12 protein-coding genes and 1 pseudogene are annotated in these 13448 nt (G+C 33.2%); 4 read left to right on the plus strand and 9 right to left on the minus strand.

Going from position 1 to position 13448, the window contains the following annotated elements; translation table 11 throughout:
* Positions 1–391 precede the first annotated feature (391 nt).
* Complete coding sequence (locus tag LEM02_RS03475; protein ID WP_226079762.1) at positions 392–2710, plus strand: coiled-coil domain-containing protein; 2319 nt, start codon at positions 392–394, stop codon at positions 2708–2710.
* A 375-nt stretch (positions 2711–3085) separates the two neighbouring features.
* Here the strand turns inward: LEM02_RS03475 and LEM02_RS03480 are convergent, their stop codons facing one another.
* From LEM02_RS03480 to pstC, 3 genes are all read right to left on the minus strand, one after another.
* Positions 3086–3427 carry a F0F1 ATP synthase subunit epsilon gene (locus tag LEM02_RS03480; RefSeq protein ID WP_226079764.1) on the minus strand — a complete coding sequence of 114 codons (342 nt, stop codon included), beginning with the start codon at positions 3425–3427 and terminating at the stop codon, positions 3086–3088.
* A gap of 5 nt (positions 3428–3432) precedes the next feature.
* Positions 3433–4869: a F0F1 ATP synthase subunit beta gene (gene atpD / locus LEM02_RS03485; RefSeq protein WP_226079766.1), complete on the minus strand. Its 1437-nt coding sequence runs from the start codon at positions 4867–4869 to the stop codon at positions 3433–3435.
* Between the two features lie 96 nt (positions 4870–4965).
* Positions 4966–6054 carry a phosphate ABC transporter permease subunit PstC gene (gene pstC, locus LEM02_RS03490; protein ID WP_226079768.1) on the minus strand — a complete coding sequence of 363 codons (1089 nt, stop codon included), beginning with the start codon at positions 6052–6054 and terminating at the stop codon, positions 4966–4968.
* Between the two features lie 107 nt (positions 6055–6161).
* Between pstC and rpmH the strand changes: the two genes are divergently transcribed.
* The 3 genes and pseudogenes from rpmH (at position 6162) to LEM02_RS03505 (ending at position 6940) form a co-directional block, all read left to right on the plus strand.
* Positions 6162–6296, plus strand: coding sequence for a 50S ribosomal protein L34 (gene rpmH, locus LEM02_RS03495; RefSeq protein ID WP_226079770.1), 135 nt, complete (start codon positions 6162–6164; stop codon positions 6294–6296).
* A 19-nt stretch (positions 6297–6315) separates the two neighbouring features.
* Positions 6316–6657 (plus strand): annotated as a pseudogene (rnpA, locus tag LEM02_RS03500) (ribonuclease P protein component); the annotation flags it as partial.
* Positions 6658–6730: 73 nt separating this feature from the next.
* Entirely contained in the window at positions 6731–6940 is a 210-nt protein-coding gene (locus LEM02_RS03505; RefSeq protein ID WP_143689147.1) for a hypothetical protein, read from the plus strand.
* A 149-nt stretch (positions 6941–7089) separates the two neighbouring features.
* Here the strand turns inward: LEM02_RS03505 and LEM02_RS03510 are convergent, their stop codons facing one another.
* From LEM02_RS03510 to LEM02_RS03535, 6 genes are all read right to left on the minus strand, one after another.
* Positions 7090–8322 carry an IS256 family transposase gene (locus LEM02_RS03510; protein ID WP_226079221.1) on the minus strand — a complete coding sequence of 411 codons (1233 nt, stop codon included), beginning with the start codon at positions 8320–8322 and terminating at the stop codon, positions 7090–7092.
* 128 nt (positions 8323–8450) lie between these two features.
* Positions 8451–9464: a tryptophan--tRNA ligase gene (gene trpS, locus LEM02_RS03515; protein WP_226079772.1), complete on the minus strand. Its 1014-nt coding sequence runs from the start codon at positions 9462–9464 to the stop codon at positions 8451–8453.
* Between the two features lie 15 nt (positions 9465–9479).
* Complete coding sequence (locus LEM02_RS03520; RefSeq protein WP_010402249.1) at positions 9480–10040, minus strand: nucleotide exchange factor GrpE; 561 nt, start codon at positions 10038–10040, stop codon at positions 9480–9482.
* A gap of 62 nt (positions 10041–10102) precedes the next feature.
* Positions 10103–11089, minus strand: coding sequence for a polyprenyl synthetase family protein (locus LEM02_RS03525; protein ID WP_226079774.1), 987 nt, complete (start codon positions 11087–11089; stop codon positions 10103–10105).
* Between the two features lie 10 nt (positions 11090–11099).
* Entirely contained in the window at positions 11100–11414 is a 315-nt protein-coding gene (gene rpsP / locus LEM02_RS03530) for a 30S ribosomal protein S16 (RefSeq protein ID WP_226079776.1), read from the minus strand.
* Between the two features lie 134 nt (positions 11415–11548).
* Positions 11549–13348 (minus strand): peptidylprolyl isomerase, encoded by a 1800-nt coding sequence (locus LEM02_RS03535; RefSeq protein ID WP_226079778.1) that lies wholly within the window; start codon positions 13346–13348, stop codon positions 11549–11551.
* Positions 13349–13448 lie beyond the last annotated feature (100 nt).

The following is a 13448-nucleotide window of genomic DNA, read 5'->3' on the forward strand; positions in this document are numbered from 1 at the left end:
ATTGTCATCTTTGGAAAGTGTTAAATAAAATCGGATTTTTAACTCAACTCAATTTTCAGTCCGTTAGAAAAGAAAATATTGAACTGAGACACAGTATACCCCTGGTAATAAACATGAATTGGTTGCATTTTATTAACAAAATTAGCATAACCAATTTCTGAAGTTTACTAGCTTTACGTTCAATAGAAATTCTTGCATAGCCTAAAACTTAGTGCTACTATTAGTATAGTAACACAAATAGATAGTGAGGAACAATAAACAAAATGACTAAGTTCGAGTGTAACGCTCGTAATTAAATTCAACTGAAAAGGTTAATATAAAAGGAGTTTTGATAGCCTAATCACTCCTAAAGTAAATGTATTACCAGAACAATATAGTAAGAGGGTATACTATGTCAGCAAAATTTCTGATATTGAAAGATATATTAGCAGAACTGAAAAGAAAAAATAGCATTACTGTTTTAGAAGAACATTGTCAGGAAAAATGGGAGGTTTATGACTTGCTCATGGATTTAACAAATGATGAAAATTTTAAGCAAGCATATATAGATCTATCTTTCAACAAGAGCTTTAAAAAAAACTTTATAGAATTAGCAAATCAGGCAAAAAAAGCTGTAAGTAAGTATTTTAGAAGGAAAGACATAGAGTTTCAAGCTTTCTATATAAGAACTGAAGATGCTAATAGAGTGTTAAACATTAACCTTATTAATTACAATAGAAGTGAGCCAATAAGAATTAGTGATATCTTACAGCAAGAAAGGGATATTAGCACATTGAATATCTATTGCGATAAAAAGCATGACATATACGCTTACCGAAAAGGTAAGGAAAGACATTATGAATTTAAAGAGGGTGCATATTATGAAATGACAAGCACTTGGCCTGTGCAGGACAAGGATGGAAAAACTGTTACCTGTACTATGGTTATGAATGTAAGTAATTCTGGTATAACTAAAGTACTACAGTTTAATGGTAAAGATTTTGAATCGCCACCTGAGGAGTTTTGGAATTTAATAAGACAAAATGAAGAATTATATATTCAAGGTCTCTCTCTACATGACGCTGTCAAAGCATTATTGGAGAAGAATAAAGATGCTCCAGCTGTTAGTAATCTGCAAAACAACGAACATATAGTAATCTATCAAGACGAAAAGCTGAAAGATCTTGAAAATGATGCTAAAAGCAATCCTATTCTTTCTTTCACTAGCAACAATGTATCAGAGGTTAATCCACAGCAGATTGCAACTCAGGCAATTGCAACTCAAACAGAGGTTGCTGTGCAACACGTTGAAACTCAAACGAAAATTGGCTCTCAACAGGCTAAAATTCAAAGTTTACAAGAAGTTGCAACTCAAACAGAAGTTAATTTACAGCACACTGAAACTCAGACAGAGATTGCTGTGCAGCACGTTGAAACTCAAACAGGAATTGGCTCTCAAGAAACTGAAACTCAGACAGAAGTTAATTTGCAAGAAGCTGCAGTGCAAACAGAAGTTAACTCACAACAACTAGATCAAAAGCTTACAAAAGCTGAACAAGAAATTAGAGAATTAAATGAACTGAGGAACAATTTACAATATAGGCTCGACGAGGCTGAGCAAGGAATTAGAGAATTAAACAAGCAGAGGAACGATTTACAATATAGGCTCAACAAGGCCAATCAAGAAAATGAAAAATTGCAAGAAGAAAGGTTTGATTTGAAAAACGATCTTGATCAGTTAAGAAGCGATAATGAGAGTATAAAGAAAAGTAAGGAGAAGCAAACATCAGATTTGGAAAAAGAGTTACTATTATTGAAAGAAGAAAAGCAAATGTTAAACAGTCGTATAATAAAGCAAGAAAAATTAGAACAGGAACTCATGGAGGTTAAGAAGAAAGTTAAGGAATTGGAGAAACAATGTAATGATTTACAAGTTGAATGCAAAGAAAAGGAACGAAAACTTGAGAAAGAAATGAGTAAAACAGATGAGCGAACAATCCAGCTTAATGCAGAGCAAAAGCAGAAAATACAAGAACTTGAAGATGCATATGAAGGAAAGAAAGATCTAGAGAAAAAGCTAAAAATTTCTAATGCAGAACGAGAGAAACTGAAAGGTGAAGTGAATAAATTAGAAGAAGTTGCAAGTGAAAATGAAAAGGAAGTAGACAGAATGAGACGTCAATACGATAAATTGGTAAACGATTTAAAATCTCAAATGCGAAACTTAGATGATGAGCACAACACAAATCTGGAATCTTACAAACAAAAGGTAGATCGGCTAAAGCGGAAATGTGAAGAGTTAGAGAGTGAGCTAGAGCTTAAAAATGAGGAATTTAAGAAGCAAGAAGAACTGTTATGTCAGGAGATAGAAGGAGAGGTAGAGAAAAAATACGATCTATTACTGGAATTAAAGTTTAAAGAATATGAAGATGAGATTGAAAGATTAATAATAGAAAAAAAAGAGCTAAACGATAAAGTACAACACTTAAATAACCAAGTAGAATTGTTAAGTCCAGTAATTGATAAAGCACTTGCTAATAAAAAGGAAGTTTGTAATAATAATTCAAAAATGTTTTACCAGCTTACAGGGGAAATTGATGATCCAGAAAAAAATTCAAGCTTTGATAGCGCATTTTATTTTTATAGTGATGATGATCACTGTAATTCATTTCTAAACTCCGTCAACAGTACCTCAGAGGTATGTAGCAAAAGTCAGCGTGAAGGTGTTTAATATGTTCAGGTGCATATGAAATCAGTGCTTTTTTTCCTGTCATTCAACTCTTGTCATCCCAGTGCGTGACACATAGCTGTACGAACATTGCAATACGGCAACATAATAAACAATGTCATACCAGTGCCTAGACACTGGGATCTAGTTTTTGGACATTGTTTTTGACATATGTCCTTAAGAACTATTGTTTACTGTATAATTTGCAAATACTTTTTATATCTGGATCCCAGTGTCATGCACTGGGATGACAAGAAAGAAGGTACTGGAATGACATCTTCCCTGAACCATAATGTTCGTACAGTTGTGTGTCAGCTACTTGAATGACAAACATTGAGATGACAAGAGTAGACTTATTTCTTGAACAAAAAAGAGCCCCTAAAGAGATTTGACATCAAGATAACTTAAATATATACCAACTCTCTTATTTTTTAATGATTCCTCATCATGAGTCAAATGATCAAAAACCTGAATTTGATTTGTTACAATGTTACAATTATTATTTGCAACCTCCAATATACCATTATCAATTACAATTTTTTCCTTTGTCTGGTTACTCATTTGAGCAGTAATTATACCAGGTAATAAATAAATTAAGTAAGGAGAATGGTAAGCTAAAATCACTAGCTCTCCTTCAAGCCCATTTACTGAAAGCGAAACCACTTCATCGAATGAAATTCGATTATCAGGAGAAAAAAATTGCACCTTAAAAGTGTTCATAATCTTTAATGTCCGGCTCCAACTTCAGCTTTTATTGATTCAGCCTTTTCTATTACTTCACTTATACTTCCCACCATATAAAAAGCAGCTTCTGGCAGATGATCATATTTACCTTCAATAATTCCTTTAAAACTAGAAATAGTATCAGAAAGTGAAACAAATTTGCCAGACATGCCAGTAAATACCTCCGCAACATGAAAAGGTTGAGAAAGAAACTTCTGAATTTTACGAGCTCTATCAACAATAATTTTATCTTCATCAGATAGTTCATCCATACCAAGTATTGCGATAATATCTTGCAGCGACTTATAAGTTTGCAATATACGCTTTACCTCAGAAGCCACATTATAATGTTCTTCACCAATGATTTCAGCAGATAAAGACTGAGAAGTTGAGTCAAGTGGATCAACAGCAGGGTATATACCCATTTCAGCTATCTGCCTTGACAACACTGTGGTTGCATCAAGATGAGAGAATGTCGTCGCTGGAGCTGGATCGGTCAAATCGTCTGCAGGAACATATATAGCCTGTACAGAAGTAATAGAACCAGCAGTAGTTGAGGCTATTCTCTCTTGCATAGCGCCCATATCAGTCGCAAGAGTTGGCTGATAACCAACAGCCGACGGTATTCTTCCAAGCAAAGCAGAAATTTCAGAGCCAGCTTGAGTAAAACGGAAGATATTATCTACAAAAAATAGAACATCTTGATTTTCATGATCACGAAAATACTCCGCCATAGTTAGTGCTGTTAAAGCAACCCTAGCCCTTGCTCCAGGAGGTTCATTCATTTGACCATAAACCAAAACGGCTTGAGATTTTTCGTGCTCATTTATATCCATTACATTCGAAGTAATCATCTCGTTATAAAGATCATTACCTTCACGCGTTCTCTCTCCTACTCCAGCAAACACAGAAAATCCTTTATGAGCTTTTGCTATGTTGTTAATCAGCTCCATTATCAGAACTGTTTTACCAACACCAGCTCCACCAAATAAGCCAATTTTTCCTCCTTTAAGATAAGGAGCAAGAAGATCTATAACCTTTATTCCTGTAACTAAAACTTCTTCCTGTATCTTCTGCTCAGTAAAACTTGGAGGTGATCTATGTATAGGTTCTAAATCATACTTTCCTTTTAGCGGACCACACTCATCTATAAGCTCCCCTACAACATTAAAAATCCTTCCTAAAGTTGAGCGTCCAACCGGAACTGATATTGGTGCACCTGTATCAACAAACTCATCACCTCTTGACATACCATCTGTGCTATCCATAGCAATGCAACGAACTATATTGTCACCTATATGTTGTGAAACCTCTAAAACTAGCTCCTTGCCCTTACATTTTAGTTTGCTTTTTAAAGCATTAAATATCTTAGGCAACCCGTCTTCAAATTTTAAATCAACAACTGCTTGAGTTATTTTAACTACTTTACCTGTACTCATCTCTTTCATCACCTAACACTACAATTCTATAAAAGAATTTCTAAAGAAAATAAATCTTATATTATTAACAGAAATTTTGCAATATTAAAACACTTACTAGTTACGTTTCATTATAAACAATGCAAATGCATTCAATAGCCAAGTAATAACAAACAGCACCAAACTAAGCGCATAAGCAGCAAGAGTTTGCACACTATTGAAGTCCTGATCTCCGGTAAGTAATGTAGCAATTTGTACAGTGATAGTAGTAACTGAATTGAGAGGATTAAAGGTCAAATTTGCATTGATTCCCACAGCCATTAGTACAATCATTGTTTCACCTATCACTCTTGAAATTGATAATAAAATTGCACTTAAAATTGTAGGCATTGCATAAGGTATTGTTATATGCCATATAGTTTCCGCTGGTGTTGCGCCAAGCGCCATAAAACCATAACGTAAACTTTTTGGAACAGATCTTATAGCATCTTCAAGCAAAGAAATAATAAAAGGAAGAATCATTACCCCGATCGATAAACCAGCAATCAAAGCACTTTCTGAGTGTATACTTAAATTAAAAAAATTTGCTACCTGCTTTATAAAAAAAGACAAAAATACGACTGAGAAGTATCCATATACAACAGTAGGAATAGCAGACAAAACCTGTAAGGCTGTATTAATAACATAACGCACTTTTTCACTCGCATACTCACTAATATATATTGCAGAAAATAAACCAAGCGGCACCGCAACTAACATTGCTACAATAGTTATAAGTAATGTCCCCACTAAAAGTGGCGCTATACCAAAACATCCCACCTCTCCTTCGCCAATAATAGCTACATTATGCTTCCATTTTAAGCAAAATAAGAATTCTGAAATAGCTACTTTATTAAAAAAAGAAATGGACTGAACAAAAATAGATAGCATTATAAATAAAGTGATAAAAAGTGATATTGCTAAAGCCATAAATAACAAAAATTTTACCATCTTATTTCTTTTACCTTTAAAGATAAAAATCAGCATAAAAAAAAGTAACGCTATAGAAATAGAAGTTATAAAATAACCATCATAGAATGCTAACAAACAAGGTAGCATCCACATACAACTCAAATATATATAAGACTTAACTTTACTTACTGCTTGAAACTTACTCAAACAAAATAAAAGGATTAGTAAAACAGGTACGCCTATAATTAAATTCATTTTTCCATATATCAAATTTTATTCAACAAGAATGCCATAGAAGCTAACCATTATTTGACAATAGAGCAAAATAATTTAAAATAAATAGTCATATTAATATAAAAACAATGAAAAGAACATTTCAACCAAAAAATTTAAAAAGAAAGCACAGACATGGATTTCGTTCACGTATGTCAACAAAAGCTGGAAGAAAAATTCTTAATAAGCGTCGTTCATTAGGGTGTAAAAAATTATGCGCATAGTAAGCATAAAAAAAAAGAGTTTTCCTTTGCTTTTAAAAACAGATTAGCACCTGACAGTCTTTTTTATCGAGGGGTATATATATCACTATATGCTATAAAAGAAAGAGAACCTGAAAAGTATATTCATGTTATTAGAGTAGGTCTGGCTATCAGTAAAAAAGTCGGAAAAGCAGCAAAAAGAAATAAAATAAAAAGGCAATTACGAATGCTAACTAAAGTTAGCATTTCTAATATAAGTAATGTAGGATACTATTACATAATACTAACCCATAAAAACATTATGCAAGCAGGCTATAAAAATTTACAAAAAGACCTCAATATTTGCTTAAAGAAAGATAAAATAAGAAGAAATTTTCACTAAAGTATTTACAGCTATATTTTTTATGATAAGATAAGTAAAGTTTTTAAAATAAATTAATAGGTGTGGGTGCTTGATGGTAGAGAGTATAAGAAAACAAGATAAAAAGCTCGATACAAATAATGCTAAGGAGAGTTTTTATAAATATAGAGAGTCTAGCTATCGTACACAATGGGGAATGGCATTTGAACAAAGCCTATACTTAGAACAAAATAAGGATAATCCTAGAGGGAAATTGCTAAATTTGAATATAGAAGCAACTTATTACAATAAAAGAATAGTTTGATAGAAGTAAAAGTACCCGTTCAGGAGAGTGGTTCAAGAAACGATAGGCAAGGGATTGTATAGTTCTCTTTGTTTCCATGTTAAGTAATAATGAAATTATCTTTTCAAGTTCCTAGGGGAGTGTTAAATAAACTGTGTCAAACCACATTTTTAGCTCAACTGAATTTTCAATCTGTTGGGAAAGAAAATATCGAGCTGAGATATAGTTAATGCCCAATTAGGCAAAGCCATTACCCATTTTTGCTCTACTTTTTTTATAGCACAATATACCTGTTTGTACAAGGCGTTTGTGTTGGTAAATGAGCCCTTGGTTTTGGTGAATTTCCTAATTTGCCTATGTAGCCCCTCTATGGGATTAGTAGTATAGATTATCCTCCTAACTGGATCGGAATACTTAAAATAACCAGATAGGTTTTCCCAATTATTCTGCCAAGATTTTATAACCATAGGGTACTTTGTGCCCCATTTTTCATCTAATTCCAACAGATAATTCTCGGCAATTTCCTTACTTGAAGCTTGATATACCTTCTTTAAATCACTCAAAAAACTCTTTGCATCTTTACTAGCTACATACTTCAGTGAGTTACGTATCTGATGCACTATACACATCTGCACTTCTGCATTAGGGAACACACCGTTTATTGCTGCAGGAAAGCTTTTTAGCCCATCTACACATGCAATTAGAATATCTTCCACTCCTCTCTCTTTGAGATCATTTAGTACTCCCAACCAGAAGTTAGCTCCTTCACTTTCAGCTAAATAAAAACCTAATACTTCTTTTCTGCCATTTTGATCTATACCTAATATATTATACATACATTTACTTACACAATGCCCGTCCTCCTTGACTTTAAAAAATATTCCGTCCATGAAAACTATCGGATATACAGACTGCAGCGGACGACTACGCCATTCGTTGATTACTGGTAGCAGTTTGTCAGTAATACTTGATATCTCTGCCGCCGATATTTTGTGATCGTAAATTTCCTCAATATGTGACGCTATATCTCTGTATCCCATGCCACTGGCAAATGTGCTTAAGACCTTTGCTTCAAGTTCTGGATGTAGGCTTGTTTGTCTTTTTCTAACTATTTGGGGTTCAAAGCTTCCTTCCCTGTCTCTAGGTGTTAACAACTCAAATGAGCCTCCACTCGTGCGTAAAGTTTTTGCGTTTCTCCCATTTCTTCGGTTATTTTCTTCACTTTTAGCTGACATGTGGCTTTCTATTTCACCTTCCAGACTTGCCTCTAGCAACCTTTTTATAAACGGTGTTAATGCTCCATCTCTTCCCGTCAGCGGCCTTCCTTCTCTTATCGATGATAGAATATTTGCTTCCAGTTCTTTATAGTCTACCAAACCGGTAGTTCTGTTTACTTGACTCATGTCAAACCTCCATTTTTTTATATCAATTATATTTTTATTTCTTGGTTTGACACAGTTTATTTAACACTCCCATATAAAAAAATGGAGGTTTGACACAGTTTATTTAACACTCCCCAGTTTGAAAGTAATTATAAGAAAAAGTGATTGTGAACAAACCCTATAATATCCTTGATCTCTTTTATATTGTTATTTGCAATCTCTGCTGCTTTTTCTGTACCTTTCTTTAACATTTCATGTAAATGGAATTGGTCTTTTAAAAGATCATTCATCCTCTCACGTATAGGTGATATAACGCTGATGATTAAGTCAGCTAACTCTTTTTTAAAGTTCTTCATGTCATGTTTATCCACTTTTTCACACACTTTTTCTACATTTAAATCACTAAGCACTGAATAAATATTTATCAAATTGCTTATTTCTGGACGACATTTTAAAGTAGAAAAATCAAAGCCTAGAATTGAATCTGTTTTTGCTTTTTCTATTTTCTTGACAATTAAGTCATTTGTATCGTTAAGGTTAATGCATGAATATTCTGAAGGATCAGATTTGCTCATCTTGCTTGCTCCATCTCTTAAGCTCATTATCCTTGATGTACAATCCAAAGTTAAGATTTCAGGTATGATGAAATGACTACATTTATAATGATTGTTAAAAGCTGATGCAATATCACGTGCAAGTTCTAAATGCTGTTTTTGATCATCGCCAACAGGAACATATTTAGTTTGATACAGCAATATATCCGCAGCCATAAGTACTGGGTAGCTATATAACCCAAGAGAAGCTTTTTGTTTATCGCTTCCAGCCTTATCTTTGAATTGAGTCATACGATTAAGCCAACCAATTGGTGTATAGCACCCTAGCAGCCAGCCCAATTCTGCATGACCACTAACTGCGGATTGATTGAAAATAATCGACTTTTCCGGATCTATTCCACATGCAATATAAGTTGCTGCTGCTTTAAAAATATTATTTTTTAATTCATTTGCGGGAAGCTTATTTGCTGTGATTGCATGCAGATCAACAACACAAAAAAGAGATTTATATTTATCCTGCAAGCCTATCCACTGCTTAATTGCACCAAGATAATTGCCCAAGTGTAATACTCCACTTGGCTGAATACCTGAGAAGACAACTTCTGTCATACCTTGAGTGTTTTATTAGTTACTTTCGCAATCAGCAGATTTTTTAGAAAGAATAACCATTGCAGGACGAAGCAACCTATTTTTAATGGTATAACCAGTTTGTAGTACTTCTACAATAGTGCCAGGCTCTTTTTCATTATCTTCTCTTTCCACAACAGCTTGATGTAAATTGCTGTCAAAAGAGTTACCTATTGGATCTATTTCTTCTATTCCATGTTTTTTTAGATCACTCACAATCTTTTGGTGCGCCACTTTTATTCCTTCATGAATAGGATCATCATCTTTCAAGTTTTCCATTGCTTTTTTTAAATTGTCACAAGAGTCGATCATATCACGTGCAAATTTTGTGACTGCATAATCACTTGCATCGCTAATTTGCTTTTGCATTATACGTTTAACGTTTTCATTATCCGCAACAGCGCGACGTAAATGATCTTCAAGCTGAACTGCACGTTCTTTTAATATATTAAGCTCTTCACTTAAATCACCTGTTTGCTGATCTTCTTGGTCATCCCCTTTTCGTTTACTGACCATATCTGCAAATTTCTTTTTTTTCTCTTTATTACTATCTGACATATCATTCACCCTTACAAACTTAATAAATATATAACAATCAATCTAAAAATATCAAGCGTTAGCTATCCTTGTCTTTCTATGCTTGCATTTAAAAAGTCAATCAAAGCAGTTTTATAAAGAGAATCAGAAAAAGTATCAATATTACTTTGCGCCATATTAATATAGTGTTTAGCTTCTTCCATAGAAACATGAATGGCATTATGATGATTAATATATTGTAATGCTTGGTCAAAATTGTGTCTAGCTGAAGAAAAAGATTTCTCCCAGAATTTTTGTTCTGATGGGCTGCCTTTTTCATATGCTATAATAGAAGGTAAAGTAACTTTACCTTCAAAGAAATCTTTTCCAAGTTGCTTTCCTAAAGTGCCTTGATTAGCAGTATAATCTAGCACGTCATCAATTATTTGGAATGCCATACCAAAATTAAACCCGAAATTCCTTAGCCTCTCTGTTTCGTCACTTGTGGCTCCAGATACTACTGATGCAGCCTCGCAGCATGCAGAAAATAAAGATGCTGTCTTTTCTCCAATGATATTAAAATAATTTTTCCTAATTGTGTTAGGGTCAAAACGCGTTGTCATCTGCTTTATCTCACCCTTGACAAGCAAATTAGATGCCTTAGATAAAATAGAGAGAACACTTAAATTCCCACATTCTATAAGCCATCTAAATGCTAAGGTCAATAATAGATCACCAACTAAAATGCTTGATTTATTCCCCCAAATTTTATTTGCTGTTGCAACTCCATGGCGTGCCTTACTTTCATCAAGCACATCATCATGAAGTAAAGTAGCGTTGTGTATAAATTCTACCGATGCAGCAATGTTGACCCTACTCTCTCCAGAGTAATTCAGCATTTTACACATAATAAAAATGAGCTTAGGCCTTATCTTTTTTCCTCCTGAATTAATAAGATGAGATGTAATATCGGTAGCAAGCTTAGTACCTTCATCATTGACATTTTTGAAGATAAAGTCATTCATAGCCAATAAATCAGAAGATATAATATCATCTAATTTACTACTTTTTGTTAAATCAGTGTTTAGCATTTAAGAGGACTTATGCTTCTTGCCCTTGTACTTTCTCAACTTTTTTCTTTTCTATTTTTTTCGATTCTGTTTCTAAATCTACTATGCCTTTTTTAATGAACCACATTACCCTTTCAGTTACTTGCGCTCCTACACTTAGCCAATGTTTTAATCTATCAGCTTTTACCACAACACGATTTTTATTGTCTTTTGGCAACATTGGATCATATTGTCCTATTCTCTCAATAAAGCGCCCATCTCTTGGTGCTCGTGAGTCGGCTACAACTATCCTATAAAAAGGACGTTTCTTTGCCCCAAACCTTGCTAACCTTATTTTAACTGCCATGTCAACCTTTATTCATATATTAATTACAATTTAAATACAATAAACAGCTCAAGTCAAACTAATTGTACCTCTTTTACCTAAAAATACAATATAGCCCCCTCCAATCACTCATAAAAGAAAGATAATAAACTTTTTTATATATCATCAATCATAGCATGATTAATTTCTACTCTATACTTTGATTTTAGATAGCTAATTAACTGTTCCTTTAGCGATATCATCACACGTTTTCCGGTGTCAAGCATGTTTAATTTACCATTTGATGAATGCATTTCTTTTAGAACGCCTATTATAATTTCATTATTGTATTGAATAGGATCTGTTACCGAATTAGTTGTTTTCATATTGAAAATCTCTTCTATGAAAGAAAAAGGGTAGTTTTGTTCATTGCGTTGTATTTGCTGGCCTTTAACCAATTTTATACCTTGTATTTCTTCCAAATCTGTCTTTTCTCTTAGTTGAACTGCTACTTCTTGTCCCATTTTAAACATTCTTTCTTTTATAAATTCACTACGCCAAAGCTTTATGGCTGATTCCCTACTTTCTTCAAAATTTTGTAATTTAGGAGGAACGATATCACTGATTTTTACACCAACAACAGTATCTCCAACACCCTTAAAATAACTCTTCTGATCTTTCTCGCGTGAAAAAATGAAAGAAATGAAATCACTGGAATTTCCTACTTCATTACCACTTTGGTCTTTTCCACTAGCATCTACTGGACCAATGGTTTGTATAGGTAAATTGTAATTATTGGAGATTTCTTCAATCGTTGCACCATTGTATATCTTATAATTCACTTGGTTTATGAAATCATTGACTTTTTCAAAAGACTTTTGATTGGTTAAAACTGACCTTATGTCTTTTTTTAAATCAACCAAGTCTTCATCAGAGATTTGATGTATGCTTTCTACCTTTATTACGTGCCATCCAAAATTGCTTGTTAAAACTTCACTTACTTCACCTGTTTTGAGAGCAAATACCTTTTCTCTCATATTTTCAGGTAAGAAATCCTTAGTTATATTATTTACTCTGGTTTCATCGAGTTTCACTTTATTAAACTCTTCTATTATTTGTTCAAAGCTTGCTTTACTTTCTTCAAGTGCTCTTCTTGCTATTTCAGCTTTTTCTTTGGTAGGAAATATCACATTGAATATGTCTCTTTGATTTTTAAGTTCCTGATGTTCTATTATACTATCAACCTCTTCATCTGAAATTCTGATTTGATCTTCAAAATATTTTTGATCCAGAGAAATGTATTGCGCAGTTCGATACTCAGGGTAATAAAAATTGGACTTATTTCTTTCATACAAATCAAGTAAGGCTTGATCATCTGGTTCAGGAACGTCTGTAATTGCATCCTCAGTTATTTTAACAACATCAACTACTCTAGTTTGGTAGCGATTTTTGTATATCTGCTCATCAACACTCTCACCAAAAGTTACCGGATAACTATCTTTAAATAACGAAGTCATGAACATCATTGCAGGCAGGATTTTCTCTAGTTTTTCTATATATTCCTTTTCTGTTATATGCAGGCTATTTAGAGTTTGATGGAATTTATTATGGTCAAATTCTCCTTGATCGTCCTGAAAGTACTTGGTATTTTTTATATGGCTTTTGATAGATTCTTCTCCAACTTTTAATCCAAGTTCGCTAATTAGGTTAAACAATAGTTTTTGCTCTATAAGTGCGTTAAGTAAATCATATTTCAGCTTTTTTACTTGTTCTTTACTTACATCAGATCCAGAAATTTGCTTTTCATAATTTTGATATAGTAATTTATATTCATCTGATGTTATAACTTCCTTTCCTACTTTAGCTAATTCTTTCCTTTCATCATCATTTGATAAAAGATTGCCAATCCCCATAAAGATTAATAAGCAAACTAAAAGGAGAACGATTGCCTTGGTAAAAAAATTTCTAATACTCATTGTAAACTCAATTAACTAACACTTAAATTTAGAATAGCAATAATTTAATATTTGTAAATCTATTAACAAATTAGCTAATATATGTAATATTGTAATGTAT

The sequence above is a fragment of the Wolbachia endosymbiont of Tribolium confusum genome, from assembly GCF_020405475.1.
Lineage (GTDB): Bacteria > Pseudomonadota > Alphaproteobacteria > Rickettsiales > Anaplasmataceae > Wolbachia.